Below are 15,181 nucleotides of genomic sequence, written 5' to 3'. Positions count from 1 at the left end.
ATCATTCGACAGTGGTGGAAGCGGGCGCCTGGTCGGCGATGTGCGGCAGGACCTCCACCGCGGTGCCGATCGGGCACCGCTGGTAGAGGTCGATGATGTCTTCGGGGAACATGCGGATGCAGCCGCTGGAAGCGTCGGTGCCGATGCTCCATGGCTCCAGCGTGCCATGCAGGCGGTAGCCGATGTCGGCGCCGTCGCGGTACAGATAGAGCGCGCGCGGCCCGAGCGGATTGTTGGACGCGCCGCCTGCGATCATGGGCGGCAGGTCCGGTTTGCGCTCACGCATTTCGGGGGGCGGGACCCATTGCGGCCACAGCGCGCGGCGATCGATCGTCGCGCGGCCGTACCATTTGAAGCCTTCCTTGCCGACGCCGACGCCGTAGCGGATGGCAGTCTTGTTTTCCATGATGAGGTAGAGGAAGTGGTGGCGGGTATCGACCACGACGGTGCCGACCGGCTCGCTGCTGAAATACTTGACGATCTGGCGATGCCATCTCTTGTCGATCTTGGCGAAGTTGGTCTTGCGATAGACGAAATCGTTATCGCTGGCGGTACCGGCGAAAAAGGATTTTGCCCCCGCGGCTTGAACAATATTGCTGGTTCCACCGACCGCGACCAGCGCCAGACCGCCGAGCACGACACCCCTGCGTGATAAAACCATCGGCAATCCCCCATGCCTTAAGCCTGGCGAACCATAGTTGAGAATGATTCCGGCTCAAAGTGGAAAATGCTGCAGTGGGTGGGCCGCAAGCGGTCTGTCCGCTTGACGGCAAAATAGCGGCTGCCCGCCGGCTCACGCCGGCGGGCTTTTTTGTGCGGACGGGAACATTCTCGCTCCAAGGGTGTTTTGTCACACCCGGCTCGTTCTTCATCGGTCGTGCCGGTGACCAAGATGTCCCCTCATTCATCATGGTCGGCCCGCGCAGCCTTGACCGCACGCGCGGGCCATCCCATCACAAGGCCCGCTGGCTCACGCTGGCGGGTTTTTCCGCGTCCATGCGCCGACACTCATCTTCGCATGCCTGTCACAACGAGCCAGGCGGATTCCAGTATCCGCACGCGGCGAGGAGGACTTGCGACATGCCTCGCTGCGGGATTTTCGCGATGAGTCTACCTGGCTCCCGCTGAACGCCATGGCCTGACCACCGGGCGCGTTGGACGACCTTCAAGTCGAAAAAGCCCGCGGCAATCGCACCTTAGGCGAAGAGGCTTTGCTTTGTTGATGCAGTTGTCATCGCATCAATCGTGGGTAGCAACGCGGTTGTTGCGTGTTGTTGGAGAGATGGGGTTTCCCGAAAAGAATGAACATGCGCAGACAAAAGAAGCGAGCAGGATGGCCGTGAGTACATCTGCCAAATATCTATTACCTCATATGCGCTCGCTCCTCGGAAGGCGATCCCGCCACCCTCTCGACAGTGAAGATGGCGGGATCTCAACCGGCGACAAGGGACTTCGATCGACGGTGGGTTTCCAATTCGGCGTCCGGCTGCGTGTTCCGCCGTTCGGGCTTCTTCCAACCGCAATCAGACGCAAGTCCTATCCCATAAGACTGATGGCCAAATTCGGAACATCCGCTGAAGCATTGCGTTCGGCAGCGTGAAACCCCAAGGCAAAGGATGACTAATCATGTCGAATTGCGAGACTGCAAAATCACATTCGTTAGGAAATCGCGTGGCTGATCTCACAGCCAAGATGCGTGAAGCGCAGATTGACGCGGGTGAAATGATGGCCTTCCACAAGGTTGCAACTATGTTGGAGGACAGCCAAGGACGTATCAATGGCGACGACTTGATCGCCGCATCCTTCGTTCTGCTGGAAGACCGAGCGCCCGAGTGACCTTGCGTTGGTCGGCTTCGATCGTTCCTCGATCAGCAATGCGAAGCCTTTTTTGTCACGGCTGGCGTCTCGCGGGACTGCGGGAATAGCTCAAGCCTAAAGGGTGCTGGCCGGGCGCCTAACAGCCAAGAGACACCGCTTCGGAATCGGCCGCCACGCGCCCGCTTTGTCCGAGGGAGGGCATTCCCTTTGAAGACAGCTACGGCGTGTCCTCGCTATCAGTGCCATGCATGCTGGAGCCATGCATGAAGGACTGGATCTCGTTCACATCGATCTTGCCATCACCATTCTCGTCAACGCTACTGAACATCCTGCCCACCGCGCGTTGAACCTCGTCCTCGGACACCGATCCGTCGCCATCGGTGTCCAACAGCCCGAACATCAGTCGCATGCCGGCACCGCGCATCATCTGATGATGCCAGCGTCCAGCCATTCTGTGTCCACGATCGCGGTCACCGTGGTTCTGCCAACGGTCGCCATCTTCATCGTGGCGGTCAGCATCCTCGTTGCGATCGCCTTGATAGTTGCGACTATCTTCCTCGCGGAAACCCTCTTCGGAACCGCGATCCTGCTGCAGTCGGTCACGGACAGCTTGCTCAACCATCTGGCGGATCATTTCGCGTGTTGGTCCATCCGCTTGTCCGGTCGCATCCGGCAACTGTCCGGCGGTCGGCGGTTCGGTTGCCGGAGCGGGTGCAGGTGTCGAGGGTGATGGTGTTCCGCTTGTCTGGGCGAGTGCGGGGGAGGTCAGGGCAATGAAAACGGCGGCCGCGGCCGTCGTGCTGTGTGGAAATCTCATGGCATGCTCCATCAGTGCTTTCGCTTGAAGGCCAAACTGGAGCTCGATGTGATTGTTCCCCGAAGGGATCAGGTCACGGCGAAGTTACTGAGGCATGCCCCCGTCTGAGGTAGATCAGGGTCTTCGCCAGGGAATAATTCGGCTCCTCTTCCCTAGGCACAAGAGGAACCGGCGCCCATTTTTGCGGGCAATGAACGTTGGACATTCGGCCTCGCCAATTTTCTGCCAGTCGATCATACCGACGCACCAATTCCCTCTGCGTCCTCTCCTTTCGTGGGACGGAAGCCGTTTCGACCGCACGCCGTCAATCGCGAATCCCGCGTCCATATGCTGCGCGGCCATGATGCATATTTTTTATGTCACGGACCTCTGTCCGTCTCGACACCATGTTAGCCAGCGCTAAATCAGAGCAATGCGACGCCTCCTGCTGGGACTTACAGTTTTTCTCTTTTGGACCACGTTGCTTCAGGCCGAGGCGTGGCAGCCCTTCGGCGTCCGACAGCTTGGCTTTAGTTTCGATATTCCTCCGAATTTCGTCCTGACCCAGAATTCGGAGCAGGGCGCGGCTTTTCAGGGCCCAAGAGACGCGTTTCTGGTCGTTTGGGGCGCGCGACTGGGCAAAGCAAGTTTTCGCGCCGAGATCGAACATCGCATGATCGAGGACGAAAAGGCCGGTTGGCGACTGACCTATCGGCGCCTAGCCCCGAAATGGGCCAGCTACTCCGGGGTCAAGAATGGCGAGATTCGCTACGTCCGTGCAATTATGGTCTGCAACCAGCGTGCCGCGCTTTTCACAATGAATTATCGGAAATCCGAAAAGAAACCGTATGACCCTGTTGTTGTGCGCATGGTCCGGTCCCTGAGAGCGGAAGGATGTTAGCCAGCAAAGAGCGAGGTTGCCGTACTGTGCTTCCCTCGGCTAAGGGCCAGTGGTCAACCCGGCTCCCCAATAGCCTCGCCCAGTCACATGAAAGCAGGCACCGGCAGATATGCAGCCGAACGTTCTCACGCTGGCTCAGCCGCTCAAAGCCCATCACCGAAAAGCTGCTTAGTGCGGTCGCCAGCTAGAGCTACCACTGAGCCATTCCCGCTGCGGCTGGGTAGCGCCTCAGTTCCGTACGCGTTCATACCAAGAACGGGCGGGGCGAACGTTCTGATAGAGCTACGGCTGTAGAAGCGCGCCGCCAAACTGCGCCCACAAGCGCTCGCACTCTCTCGCCCTTAGGCTCGGGGTACCGGGCGCGCCATAGAAGACCATGGCGCCGCGAATGTCGTATCCAAGCACCGAGGCGTTGGCCACGAACTGGATGGCTCTTCCCAAGCTGGTGATGCCGATGTCGACCTCAGCTTTGTTGGTGAGGTCGACCACGCCTACTATTTCCGCATTGGCGCTCCTGCCCGCCAAAACGGCCGTCGACATCGCATCATGCACGGCAAGAAGCATTTCGGTGAGTTGCCCGGTGGAAGGGCTCTACAAACGCTTAAACGTCAGGTTTGTTCCCAACTGGCCCTGGCGGCTTTCCGACGACCAAGAATGCGACTGCGATTACGCGTATCAATAGAATCACTGCGAACAGGATTGCCATGATTTCCGCACTGTGTCGGATCACTCCGCGGCGAAGAAAACCCCGCAACATATCTCAGATAGCGGCGGGTGTTCGGCTGTAAGAACCAAACTGGGTCCCGCGGCCTCTCATGTGCGCGTAGGTGACATCGTCTGCTGGACCGAACGGTCAAGCCGAAGAGCCCAGTTCCTCTCGGCATCGAGCAGTTCATTCTGCTCAATCAAGCCGTTCATAAACAGCCTGAGTATATGCGCAGCTATGCGCTCTCCGTTCTGCGAAGCAAGAGGTAGGGCGCGCTCTTTGCAGACCGTGTGACAAACCTGGGCGAGCATCTCAATCTCGCTTGGCCCCAAAAACCGACCCGGATACAACATACCGTTTTCCTGTTGGAGAGTTGGAATGGCTATCCATTACGCAGGGTCACCGGCAGCCACAATCAACTATGATAGTGAGATGTCGAGTCCCGGTGGAAAAAACAGTGAAGTCCCAAAAGTGGTCGCGCTTGTCTCCGATTGACAGATGCCTCGACGCTACACCGACCAGCGCTACCGCACCCGCTTCATCGACGCGGCTTTGCAAAGGCCTATGACCAGTTCGCTACCAGCTGCCGGACCGCCCAGGCGAGCATGCCGCCGGCCCTCCCGAAGCGCGATGTGGATGAGGCAGCCTTTTCCGTATACATCCAGTTGTTACGTTGCGCATCTGCTTCGGTTCGAAAACTCGCCGCGGGCCTGGCGTGCTCGCGTGTCCGGGCCGAAACAGCCCACATGTTGATAACGACATCGATGAGGCTGCCGCCGACCTCGTTGGCATAGGATGCTTCCCGGCATGGGCATCGACCAATGCCCCGGGCCGACCAGCACGAACCTGCGGGGGCTTTCCCGGAACAAAGCGTCGACGATCCGGTTCGGCAGGAAGCGGCCAAAATTCATGCCATCGGAGATGCCGAGGCAGATGACAGATGAAAGGGAAGCTGAAGATGACGAAGTCTCGCGACCGCACCGTTCCCGGCGACGGCAAGATCGAAACCGGCCCGAACACATCTCCGCAACAGGATCCGGCAGAGGGGTCGCGCGAGACAATCGATCGCGAACTCGAGCGGACAGACGACGATAATAATTCCGACGAAGCGGAACGCTTGCGCCGAGACCTGCGGAAAGGGGTGGCGGAAGAGACCGAGCTTCCCGAACGCGGCTCGGCCTGAGGATCGCCGGAACCTTGCCAAGGCAAGAGACATGGAAGGCTCGACGCCGGTCGGATCGCTGCTTGCTTCGTGCCTTTAACGCACCGGCCACACAACCCATGCGCGGCGGTGACCCAGGAGACGGCGAGAACGGCCGCGCGACGGTCCACTCTGTTCCAGCAAACTCGGCTCGCCGAGAGCTACCACCTCTGGCGTTAGGGCCTGACGAGATGCCACCTGTCCAGGTCGCATGGCGCCAGGGGTTCGGCAATCTCTATCAGGCTGCGCCGGCCTCCTGGCTGCGCTGCGAGCGGGCACGGTCGCGGGCTGCGGCAGTGCCTCCGGGAAAGCCGCTTCGATCGCTGTAGTCGCGTGGCTTGGTCCCGCTCCGAGAGTGGCGCGCGGTCACGCTTTTCGCAGCGATGATGTCGAGCAATGTGATGCCGGCGACCATGGCAAGCGCAAGGCCTACATTATCGCGCTTTGGGTTGCCAGGCCGATACGCTGTCAGCAATGTCGCGATATCCAGGCCGTCGCCGGCCACCCGGCTCCACAGCCCAGCTTGCTTGTCCACTGAAAGCGAGAGTATGCCGCTGCTTATTTCCCGCGCCCCATAAGCGCGGATCAGATCTTCCTTGCCGCGCATGCCGAGCGCGCCGGCAATCCGCTCGGCGCCAACCAGCTCGGCGACGCCAAGCGCGATGCTGAACCAGCCGAGCTTGCGGGCAAGGCCATCGGATGCCCCGACCGCACTCTGCCCAGTCTTCAGCACTTTGGGATCGCCAGGCGATCGGGTGATGTTGGTAAGTTTGGCAATCACGTTCATGACGATTTCCCTACGGTTTCAATACAACCTTGATGCAGCTGTCCTGCTTGTCGCGAAACACCTTGTACATCTCGGGTCCCTGCTCGAGCCCCACGGTATGGGTGATGACGAAGGATGGGTCGATCTGGCCATCTTCGATGCGGCGCAACAGATCCTCGGTCCAACGGTTGACATGGGTCTGCCCCATTCGGAAGGTGAGCCCCTTGTTCATTGCCTGTCCCATCGGAATCTTGTCGACCAGCCCGCTGTAGACGCCGGGGATCGAGATCACGCCGGCCGGCCGGCAGACATAGATCATCTCACGCAGAACGTGCGGTCGATCATTTTCCATCAGCATCAACTGCTTTGCGCGATCGTAGACGGTATCGGGCTGGGCCAGCGAGACGTGGCTTTCCATGCCGACGCAATCGATGCACTTCTCCGGGCCCTTTCCGCCGGTGAGTTCCCGCAGTCGTTCGACGACACTTTCCTCGGCGAAATTGATGGCGATGGCGCCGCCGGCCGCGGCCATGGAAAGCCGTTCCGGCAGGCAATCGATCGCCACCACCTGTTTCGCGCCGAGCAGCAGGGCGCTGCGTATGGCCATCTGCCCGACTGGGCCGCAGCCCCACACCGCAACCGTATCGTTGGGCTCAATGTCGCACTGTGCCGCCGCCTGCCATCCGGTAGGAAAAATATCGCCGAGGAAGAGAACCTGCTCGTCGGTAAGGCTGTCAGGCACCTTTACGTGCGTGGCATCGGCGAACGGCACACGCATGTATTCCGCCTGTCCCCCGGGATAGCCGCCGGTCAAATGAGTGTAGCCGAACAGACCCGCGGTGGTGTGCCCGAACACCTTGTCACCGAGATTCTTCTTGCGGTTTGTGCGTTCGCAAACCGAAAAGTTCTGTCGCTTGCACTGGTCGCACTCACCGCAGATTATGGTGAACGGCACGACGATGCGGTCTCCCTCCTTCAGAGCGCCGTTGACGCCCTTGCCGACCTCGACGACCTCTCCCATCATCTCGTGGCCCATGATGTCGCCGGGCAGCATGGCTGGCACATAGTTGTGGTAGAGGTGAAGGTCGGAGCCGCATATCGCACAACTCGTCACCTTGATGATCGCGTCACGTTCATCCTCAATTCCCGGGTCCGAAACCTGATCGCAGCGTATGTCTTCCTTGCCGTGCCAGACCAACGCTCGCATAGCTTGCTCCTATTTTCGCAAGATCTGTGGGTAGGGACCTCGCGCCTGTCCTAAGCGGGCCGATGCCTGGTTGGATCGACTGTGCCGCTGCTTGTCGAACCACAGGGGCGGACCGATGTTCCGGGAGCTCGAGAGAATTTTTGGGCCATTCCAGACCTGCACCTTGGAAGGATCTGTCGCGGGCACCAGCGGCCTTCCCAGGCGCGTCGGGGCACGAACCGCTGGAGCCCGAGCCACGAATGGACGTACTCAAGTGTACCAAAGAAGGTTCCGTCCGCAGGTGTCCTTCGCGGCGGCTGATACCCCATCTGCTCGATTCTCGCGGGCCATAACCGGCATTCTCTTCCTCGCCCGCACAGGGTCGGCCGAAGCAGCGCTGTGACCGGAGCAGGTAGGAGATGCCGCTCACCGGCGGGCGCGCAGTCCGACCCCGACGCGATCGACATGAGGTGGATGGGCGCCATCGCGACGGCGGCTCTAGCGGAGTATTTCGCAGAAATACAATGATTAGCGGGCAGGGCAGAGTGCTAGCCGTGCGCAGCGATGAACATGGCGACGGCCGACCGGCAATAGGATTCGATTTCGTTGTCGTCCGCCGCTCTCGCCTGATCGAAGCGTGCGATAATCAAAAGATCGGATCCTTTGAAAAGCGCGGCAAACAAGCGGGCGGACCGGAGAGGATCGGGCACGTTCAGAACCGCCTTCGCGTGCAACTGACGCAACAGGACCTCGATTTGGGCGATGACATGGGCGGGGCCGGCTTCGAAATGGAGCTTGCTTAACGACCTTGGATTCGTCTGGTCGGCCATGACCATGGCTTCGAAACTGCGGACGTCTGATCTCAACAGCGTGCGAAGCAGGGACGATCCCACCGCCATGAGCTGATCTTCGACCGAACCGCCGACGCCTTCAAGAAGGGCCTGTGGCGCAAACAACTGATGGCAGCCGGCCGCCATCGCCGCGCTGAACAGCGCCTCCTTGTTCTCGAAGTGCCGATAGATGCTGAGTTTGGATATCTTCGCCCGCTGGGCGACCTTGTCCAATGTGGTCGCTTGAAAACCCAATTCCACAAAGAGTTCGGACGCAGCGTCGAGTATCCTTTGGCCAAGCGCCTCGTTGGCGGGCCGGCCGCGCCGGCCCTGGCTATTTTCGGTCACGACAATTCCAGTCCTTGACAGTATCCTAATTCTTGGATTACGATACCATGTAGTTTCTGAAATGCGCAAGCCGATGGGTAGGTTTCAACCAGGTCCAACCAGCCCCTCATCCACAACACGGAGCCCATTATGGATGACGTCATCATCATCGGCGGCAGCTTTGCCGGTCTCGCCGGTGCCCTGCAACTCGGCCGTGCCCGCCGTAAGGTCACCGTTCTCGATACCGGCCTGCCGCGCAACCGCTTCGCCGGCCACTCGCATGGCCTGCTCGGCTACGATCACAAGCCACCGCTGGACATCCTGGCCGAGGCGCGGCGGCAGCTGGCGCGCTATCCCACGATCAAGCTGGTCAATGCCCGGGCCGACAGCCTGTCCGGCGCCATCGACGATTTCTCCGTCCTCACTGGCGATGGCGGAAGCCTCGGCGCGCGCCGCCTGATCCTGAGCTATGGCGTCGCCGACCAGATGCCTGATGTTCCGGGCTTTGCCGAAGGTTGGGGCACGTCCATCGTGCCCTGCCCCTATTGCGACGGCTTTGAAGTCGCCGGCCAGCATTGGGGCCTCGTCTGGTCCGGCCCACAGTCGATGAATCAGGTCAGGCTGTTCCACGATTGGACCGACAGGTTGACGGTCTTTGCCGATGGTCACGACATTCCGCCCGATATCCGGGCCGGTCTGGCGCGCCGCAACATACCTGTCGTCGACGGCCGGATCAGCGAGATCGCCCATCACGGGGGGCATAACGCCACCGTCAAGCTCGATACCGGCCCCAAGGTCGCGGTCGACATCCTGTTCGCGCATCCGCGCAACAAGCCGTCCGCAAGCCTGCATGAATCACTGGGCCTCGCCACGGTCGATACGCCCCTTGGCGTAATCCTCAAGGTCGACGAGCGCCGCGAAACCAGCATGCCCGGCATCTACGCCGCGGGCGACCTCGCCAACCCCCTCACGCCGCCATCGGTCACCCTGGCAATATCGCACGGCGCGATGGCGGGCATCTTCGCCCAGCAGTCGATGCTGGTGTGAGAGCGCAGATTCCCTTCTCCGGGGTGCCGCGGGCTATCGTATTCTGAAGGTTGCGGGCCGGTGTTGCGGAACGTCGGCCCGCTCTCCCCTGAGGGGCGTCTTTGGCCGGCCAGCCTTGAGAACTCAACTGGGCTGCCTGCATGACGGCGATCGCCGACATCGGTTATCAAGCTCAATCACGCTGGAAAGCATGAACCACGTCGACGTCGACATCGCCGGCGGGCTTACGGTATGGGGACCGGTGGCGGAAGATTCGCCACCGCGGTCGGCACCTCGATGCTGCGACGCTACTGCGAAGAACGGTCGCGCCCAGCAGCGCTTCTGGCGGAAGTCTCAGGCGGCCACGACGCGGGCCAGCAGTGACGCGGCCTCGGTACCAGCCAAGCCAAGGTCACGGACGCTGCTCATGTGATTGGCCCCACCAAGGGTGATGCGCGAAACAGTCAGTCCCTGTGTGTCAAGGTGGTCCGTGAAGAGTGCGGCCTGGCTGTGGAACGGCGACGTTTCATCGGCGCCGACCGAGATATCTACGCCCACGGATGGATCGAAACTGTGGTCGATCGGCGAGAATCGGCGGGCCTCCTCGTCGGTGATCGCGATCTCGGCGCCAAGGAACGACATCTGCAATGGCTTCAGGTCGTAAAGGCCGCCAAGCAGCAGCGCAGCTTTGATGCCGGAAGGCCGCTCGTCACCGTCGAAAAGCATTGTTGCCAGATGGGCACCGGCGGAATGACCGCTAACGGTCAGCAGGCCGGGATTGCCGCCATGGTGTGCGATATTGTCAAATACCCATCGCTTGGCGCGGCGCACCTGGTCGACGATCCTGGCCATCCGGACGGTAGGCATCAGCGCGTAGTCGACAATGACCGCGATCGCACCTGCGTTCGTAACGGTCTCGGCGACGTAGGAATAGTCGCGCTTGGAGAACATGCGCCAATAGCCCCCGTGGATGAACATGTGCACCGGCAGGCGGTCCCGTTTGCCCTCGGGAAAGAACAGATCCATGGTTTCGGTGGCGTCAGCCCCGTAGGCGACATCGGCGACCATGGGAACGTTCGCCCTGGTCTCCTCGCTTCTGCGAACGATCTCGGCGACGATGTCGTCGAACTCGACCACATGATCGCGAATGCGAAACGGATCTTTGGCGGGATGTCCGCTCACAGGGTCACGGCGATGTACTTCGCCTCCATGAACTCGGCAACGCCATGCTTCTGGCCACCTTCGCGGCCCAGCCCGCTCTGCTTGACACCTCCGAAAGGCGCCGCCGGATCCGACATCAGGCCGCGGTTGAGCGCGATCATGCCGGACTCAATCTTCGATGCCACGCGCATCCCCCAGGCCAGGTCGCGCGTATAGATGTAGGCAGCGAGACCGTATTCGGTGTCATTGGCTTTGGCGATGACATCCGCCTCGCTGTCGAAGCGCATGATCGGCGCCACCGGACCGAATATCTCCTCGTGGAGCATGGCGGCGTCGGCCGGCACGTCCTTGAGCACCGTTGGCGGATAGAAAAAGCCTCTGCCTTCAGATACGCCGCCGCCACACAGGATTTTGGCGCCGCGGGCAACGGCGTCCTGCACAAGCCGGTCGATCTTGTGCACAGCCTTCCTGGTGATCATCGGCCCGCATTCTGTGTCTGAGTCTGTGCCCGGGCCCAGGTTGAGTGCCGCCATGCGTTTGGTCAAGCCTTCCGCGAAAGCATCATGGATGCCGGCCTGGACGTAAAGCCGGTTGGCGGCCGTGCAGGCTTCGCCGGCGTTGCGCATCTTGGCAACCATCGCACCGTCGAGGGCTGCTTCCAGGTCGGCGTCGTCGAAGACGATGAAGGGTGCGTTGCCGCCAAGCTCCATGGAACAGGAAATGACGTGCTTTGCGGCTTCGGCCAGCAGCACGCGCCCGACGCCGGTCGAGCCGGTGAAGGACAGCTTTCGCACGCGCGGATCGGCCAGCATGGCCGCCGTCACCGGTCCGGGGGTCGAGGTCGTCAGGACGTTGACGACGCCGGGCGGCACGCCGGCTTCCTCGTAGAGCGCCGCAAGCGCATAGGCCGTCAGCGGTGTCTCGCTGGCGGGCTTCAGGACCACCGTACAGCCGGCCGCCAGCGCCGGAGCGATTTTACGTGTCGCCATGGCGGCTGGGAAATTCCATGGTGTGATGAGCACGCAAATGCCGATGGGCTGGTAGTCGACAATGATCCGGTTCGCGCCCGAGGGCGCAAGGCCGAACTCGCCGTTGATGCGGACCGCTTCCTCGGCGTTCCAGCGAAAGAACTCCGCCGCATAGGCGACTTCGCCGCGCGCATCGCGCAGCGCCTTGCCGTTCTCCAGCGAGATCAGCGCGGCCAACGTCTCCGCCCGTTCCGTCATCAGTTCGAAGCAGCGTCGCAGGATTTCCGATCGCCTGCGTGGCGGGGTCTCGCGCCAGCCGGCCGCCGCCTTCGCGGCCGCGTCGACGGCGGAGGTGGCGTCGGCGAGCGTGGCGTCGGGAACCGCAGCGATCACGGCTTCGGTCGAGGGATCGACCACTTCGATCACGCGACCCTCCGATGAAGGCCGCCAGCGTCCGCCAATGTAGAGACCGTGCGAGACCGTGGCGTAGTCGAACATATCTTGATCCTCGTCGGATATGCCTGCGGCAATGTTCATTGGATGAACTCCTGGTCGGTCACATCATGGTGGCGGACATGTCGCCGTCATAGGCAGCCCTGACCAGCTGTCGCATCGCGGCAAGGTCGAACGGGCGGGGATTGTTCTTGATCAACCGGTCGATGCCCAGCGCCTGCTCAGCCGTCCAGTCGATCTTGTCTTCGGGAAGACCCAGTTCGGCCAATGTCGGTGTGATGCCGATGGCGCCAAACAGCCGGCTCACCTCACGGATGGTGGCGTGCGCCAAGGCATCGGCGCCGCCGCCCTGAAGGGAAAGGCCAAGAGCAGTGCCGACTTCCGCAATCTCCGCGGCTGCTGCGGCCAGATTGTAGGTCATCACATAGGGCAGCATGGTGGCCACTCCCAGGCCATGCGGGGTGTGGGTAAGCGCGCCGACGGGATACTGCACCGCATGGGCGGCGGCCGTTCCCGCCGTACCGAAGGCGCAACCGGCGGCCAGCGCTCCCATCATGACGTCGGCTCGCGCATCCTCGTCCGATCCGTCGCGATATGCCTTTTCGAGACTGCGGCCGAGCAGCCTGATGGCCAGAAGCGCGAAATGGTCGGTCAGAGCGCTCTTGCCGATGAACACGTGCTGTTGCGGCAAATGAGGGTCCGCGCCGCGTTTGGCCGCTGTGAAGGCCTCGATTGCGTGCGTCAGCGCGTCGGCGCCGGCGATCGCCGTCAAGGACGGTGGACAGGTCACCGTCAGATCCGGATCGCAAAGCGCCACTGCTGCGATGAGATGCGGACTGGCGATACCCACTTTCAGCGTCCGATCCGGGTCGGAGATCACGGCGACGGGGGTCACCTCGGAGCCTGTTCCAGCCGTCGTCGGCACTGCGATCACCGGAAGGGTAGGGCCGGGTACCTTGAACTCGCCATAGTAGTCCTCGAGCTTGCCGCCATGGCTGAGCAGAAGTGCAGCGCATTTGGCCATATCGAGGCAGCTGCCGCCCCCGATGCCGATCACCATGTCCGGCTTGAAATCTTTCGCTTGCGCAATGCAGGCGGCGACGCTGTCGCGCGGCACATCCGGCAGCGTTCGGTCGAAGACCAACGTCTCGATCGCCGCGTTGTGCAAGCCAGCGAGAATCTCGGCGAACTGCGACGTCGCCGCGAAGCGCTCATCGGTACAGACGAACGCGCGGCGCCCATATTTGGCGGCGATGGCAGGCAGGACATGGCGCTGGCCTTTGCCGAACAGAATCTCGCTCGGCAGGCGCGCCGCTGCAAACAAGCTCATGCACAAGATCCTGCGAAGACGGGTTGGAAGCCGACAGGCTTGGCTTCGTGCCAGAGGCCGACCTCGGCGCTGCAGGTCATGATCATGCGATGCCCTCTAATAAAATCGTATAGGATATAGGATTGAGTTTCGCGGAGCATCGTGTTAGTGGGTGGTTCTGTCAAGAGGCAAACGATGCAGAACACGGACCTGACGGTTGACAATGAAGCCCGTGCCAGGGGTCGTATCCAGCGCGCCAACAGTCTGGCCGGCGACGTTTACGAAGCAATCTTCGCGCAGCTCATGTCCTTGAGGATTGCTCCGGGATCGCGCATCACCGTCGACAATCTCGTCAAGGAATTCAACGTCTCACATACCCCCATTCGTGAAGCGCTTGGCAGGCTGGAGGGGGAAGGGCTGGTTCTGAAAACCCACCTGATCGGCTATCGCGCCGCCCCACAAATCACCCGCCGGCGCTTCGACGAACTTTACGAGCTGCGTCTATTGCTTGAACCTGCCGCCGCGGCCAAAGCCACCGCAACAATGGACGGCGAGCGCCTTGCCGCGCTGCAGGAGGCGGCTGGCGTCATGGCCCGACGGGTGGGGAAAGACGAACGCCTGCGCTATTCGAACTTCGCCCGTCAGGATGCGATCTTCCACGACAAGATCGTCGAGTTCGCCCAAAACGAACTCATTCGCGAGACACTGAATCACCAGCATACCCACTTCCATATCTTCCGGCTGATGTATCACTCCAGGGTGACCGAAGAGGCGCTCGACGAGCACGAGGCTATTCTCGCTGCCTTTGCCGCGGGCGATCCGGACGCCGCCGAAAAAGGCATGCGTGCGCACATCGAAAATTCGCGGGACAGGCTCCTGCCTGCGTTCGAGTAGCCTGGCGATGCTGCTTGCCCGAGGCACCCTCAAGCGCGGCGCGCCGCTGTTCGCCCAGCCTGCCGCCTACGAATTCTACTCCCCGTTCTGAGCCGATTTCGATACCGGGAAGGAGGCGCGCAGTGCACCTCCCCCTGAAACAAGCCGAGAGGAAAAGACATGCCAGCCAAAAAAATCCTGATGCTGACCGGTGATTTCACCGAGGAGTATGAAATCTTCGTCTATCAGCAGGCGATGGAAGCGGTGGGACACACCGTTCATGTCGTGTGCCCCGACAAAAGCGCCGGAGACATGATCAAGACGTCGCTGCACGATTTCGAGGGCGATCAGACCTACACCGAAAAGCCCGGCCACAATGCGCTGATCAACAAGACCTTCGCCGACGCCGAGAGGCAGCTGAGCCAGTACGACGCTGTCTATTGCGCCGGCGGTCGTGGCCCCGAATACATCCGCACCGACAAGCGGATACAAGCGATGGTGCGCCATTTCCACGAGGCAAAAAAGCCGATCTTCACGATCTGCCATGGCGTCCAGATTCTGATCGCGGTGGACGGCGTCGTGCGCGGCAAGAAGGTGGCGGCGCTCGCCGCTTGCGAGCCGGAGGTGACGCTTGCCGGCGGCACTTATATCGATTTGTCTCCCACCGACGCCTATGTCGATGGGACCATGGTTTCAGCCAAAGGCTGGACCGCGCTTGCGGCATTCATCCGTGAATGCCTGAAGGTGCTGGGAACGGAAATCCACCATTCTTGAACCGTTTGTCCCGGCGCATCCTGAGGGGATGCGCCGGCTCCCTAAACGGCGCGGCGACTTCCGTCATTTCATCAGGTTCAGATCAG

General features: G+C 61.3%; 15 protein-coding genes. 6 read left to right on the top strand and 9 right to left on the bottom strand.

Annotated elements, in window-relative coordinates; all coding sequences use genetic code 11:
- Position 1: 1 nt before the first annotated feature.
- Positions 2-661, bottom strand: a complete 660-nt coding sequence (locus NKJ64_RS05840; RefSeq protein WP_023682764.1) for a L,D-transpeptidase — start codon at positions 659-661, stop codon at positions 2-4.
- Positions 662-1,671: 1,010 nt separating this feature from the next.
- Between NKJ64_RS05840 and NKJ64_RS05835 the strand changes: the two genes are divergently transcribed.
- A complete protein-coding gene (locus NKJ64_RS05835) occupies positions 1,672-1,836 on the top strand; it encodes a hypothetical protein (RefSeq protein ID WP_023667766.1) in 165 nt (54 codons plus the stop codon).
- Between the two features lie 199 nt (positions 1,837-2,035).
- On the opposite strand, the gene NKJ64_RS05830 is transcribed toward NKJ64_RS05835, so the two are convergent.
- Positions 2,036-2,635, bottom strand: coding sequence for an EF-hand domain-containing protein (locus NKJ64_RS05830; protein WP_031196712.1), 600 nt, complete (start codon positions 2,633-2,635; stop codon positions 2,036-2,038).
- 412 nt (positions 2,636-3,047) lie between these two features.
- On the opposite strand from NKJ64_RS05830, the gene NKJ64_RS05825 reads away from it, so the two are divergent.
- Complete coding sequence (locus tag NKJ64_RS05825; protein WP_023667769.1) at positions 3,048-3,515, top strand: hypothetical protein; 468 nt, start codon at positions 3,048-3,050, stop codon at positions 3,513-3,515.
- A 282-nt stretch (positions 3,516-3,797) separates the two neighbouring features.
- Here NKJ64_RS05825 and NKJ64_RS05820 read toward each other — a convergent pair whose 3' ends face one another.
- Positions 3,798-4,055, bottom strand: a complete 258-nt coding sequence (locus NKJ64_RS05820; RefSeq protein WP_245260390.1) for a hypothetical protein — start codon at positions 4,053-4,055, stop codon at positions 3,798-3,800.
- Between the two features lie 1,124 nt (positions 4,056-5,179).
- Here NKJ64_RS05820 and NKJ64_RS05815 point away from each other — a divergent pair.
- Complete coding sequence (locus NKJ64_RS05815) at positions 5,180-5,404, top strand: hypothetical protein (RefSeq protein WP_155922421.1); 225 nt, start codon at positions 5,180-5,182, stop codon at positions 5,402-5,404.
- Positions 5,405-5,660: 256 nt separating this feature from the next.
- On the opposite strand, the gene NKJ64_RS05810 is transcribed toward NKJ64_RS05815, so the two are convergent.
- The 3 genes from NKJ64_RS05810 to NKJ64_RS05800 form a co-directional block, all read right to left on the bottom strand.
- Entirely contained in the window at positions 5,661-6,209 is a 549-nt protein-coding gene (locus NKJ64_RS05810) for a hypothetical protein (protein ID WP_023667774.1), read from the bottom strand.
- 10 nt (positions 6,210-6,219) lie between these two features.
- The gene (locus tag NKJ64_RS05805; protein ID WP_023667775.1) at positions 6,220-7,395 is read right to left on the bottom strand and encodes a zinc-dependent alcohol dehydrogenase; all 1,176 of its coding nucleotides are present in this window, start codon (positions 7,393-7,395) and stop codon (positions 6,220-6,222) included.
- Positions 7,396-7,922: 527 nt separating this feature from the next.
- Positions 7,923-8,552: a TetR/AcrR family transcriptional regulator gene (locus NKJ64_RS05800; RefSeq protein ID WP_352462133.1), complete on the bottom strand. Its 630-nt coding sequence runs from the start codon at positions 8,550-8,552 to the stop codon at positions 7,923-7,925.
- 129 nt (positions 8,553-8,681) lie between these two features.
- On the opposite strand from NKJ64_RS05800, the gene NKJ64_RS05795 reads away from it, so the two are divergent.
- The gene (locus tag NKJ64_RS05795; RefSeq protein WP_352462132.1) at positions 8,682-9,578 is read left to right on the top strand and encodes an NAD(P)/FAD-dependent oxidoreductase; all 897 of its coding nucleotides are present in this window, start codon (positions 8,682-8,684) and stop codon (positions 9,576-9,578) included.
- Positions 9,579-9,911: 333 nt separating this feature from the next.
- Here NKJ64_RS05795 and NKJ64_RS05790 read toward each other — a convergent pair whose 3' ends face one another.
- From NKJ64_RS05790 to NKJ64_RS05780, 3 genes are read right to left on the bottom strand one after another with little or no spacing between them, the layout of a single operon-like run.
- Positions 9,912-10,739, bottom strand: a complete 828-nt coding sequence (locus NKJ64_RS05790) for an alpha/beta hydrolase (RefSeq protein ID WP_023753941.1) — start codon at positions 10,737-10,739, stop codon at positions 9,912-9,914.
- Positions 10,736-12,184: an NAD-dependent succinate-semialdehyde dehydrogenase gene (locus NKJ64_RS05785; RefSeq protein WP_245261330.1), complete on the bottom strand. Its 1,449-nt coding sequence runs from the start codon at positions 12,182-12,184 to the stop codon at positions 10,736-10,738. The genes NKJ64_RS05790 and NKJ64_RS05785 overlap by 4 nt, the downstream gene beginning before the upstream one ends.
- Positions 12,185-12,242: 58 nt before the next feature.
- Positions 12,243-13,469, bottom strand: coding sequence for an iron-containing alcohol dehydrogenase (locus NKJ64_RS05780; RefSeq protein WP_023745680.1), 1,227 nt, complete (start codon positions 13,467-13,469; stop codon positions 12,243-12,245).
- A 174-nt stretch (positions 13,470-13,643) separates the two neighbouring features.
- Here NKJ64_RS05780 and NKJ64_RS05775 point away from each other — a divergent pair, with 174 nt between their 5' ends.
- On the top strand, positions 13,644-14,342 hold the full coding sequence (locus NKJ64_RS05775; RefSeq protein WP_023753943.1) for a GntR family transcriptional regulator: 699 nt from the start codon (positions 13,644-13,646) through the stop codon (positions 14,340-14,342).
- A gap of 159 nt (positions 14,343-14,501) precedes the next feature.
- Complete coding sequence (locus NKJ64_RS05770; protein ID WP_023686902.1) at positions 14,502-15,095, top strand: DJ-1/PfpI family protein; 594 nt, start codon at positions 14,502-14,504, stop codon at positions 15,093-15,095.
- The last annotated feature ends 86 nt before the right edge of the window (positions 15,096-15,181 follow it).

Origin of the sequence: Mesorhizobium sp. M0062 (genome assembly GCF_040323125.1) — a bacterium.
Classification (GTDB): Bacteria; Pseudomonadota; Alphaproteobacteria; order Rhizobiales; family Rhizobiaceae; genus Mesorhizobium.
The sequence above is the reverse complement of the archived record's forward strand: the minus strand, read 5'-3'. Positions and strand labels throughout refer to the sequence as shown.

Coding starts and splice junctions, on each gene's coding strand:
- NKJ64_RS05840 (WP_023682764.1), bottom strand. CDS start 661: ATGGTTTTATCACGCAGGGGTGTCGTGCTCGGCGGTCTGGCGCTGGTC.
- NKJ64_RS05830 (WP_031196712.1), bottom strand. CDS start 2,635: ATGAGATTTCCACACAGCACGACGGCCGCGGCCGCCGTTTTCATTGCC.
- NKJ64_RS05825 (WP_023667769.1), top strand. CDS start 3,048: ATGCGACGCCTCCTGCTGGGACTTACAGTTTTTCTCTTTTGGACCACG.
- NKJ64_RS05820 (WP_245260390.1), bottom strand. CDS start 4,055: ATGTCGACGGCCGTTTTGGCGGGCAGGAGCGCCAATGCGGAAATAGTA.
- NKJ64_RS05815 (WP_155922421.1), top strand. CDS start 5,180: ATGACGAAGTCTCGCGACCGCACCGTTCCCGGCGACGGCAAGATCGAA.
- NKJ64_RS05810 (WP_023667774.1), bottom strand. CDS start 6,209: ATGAACGTGATTGCCAAACTTACCAACATCACCCGATCGCCTGGCGAT.
- NKJ64_RS05805 (WP_023667775.1), bottom strand. CDS start 7,395: ATGCGAGCGTTGGTCTGGCACGGCAAGGAAGACATACGCTGCGATCAG.
- NKJ64_RS05795 (WP_352462132.1), top strand. CDS start 8,682: ATGGATGACGTCATCATCATCGGCGGCAGCTTTGCCGGTCTCGCCGGT.
- NKJ64_RS05785 (WP_245261330.1), bottom strand. CDS start 12,184: ATGTTCGACTACGCCACGGTCTCGCACGGTCTCTACATTGGCGGACGC.
- NKJ64_RS05780 (WP_023745680.1), bottom strand. CDS start 13,469: ATGAGCTTGTTTGCAGCGGCGCGCCTGCCGAGCGAGATTCTGTTCGGC.
- NKJ64_RS05775 (WP_023753943.1), top strand. CDS start 13,644: ATGCAGAACACGGACCTGACGGTTGACAATGAAGCCCGTGCCAGGGGT.
- NKJ64_RS05770 (WP_023686902.1), top strand. CDS start 14,502: ATGCCAGCCAAAAAAATCCTGATGCTGACCGGTGATTTCACCGAGGAG.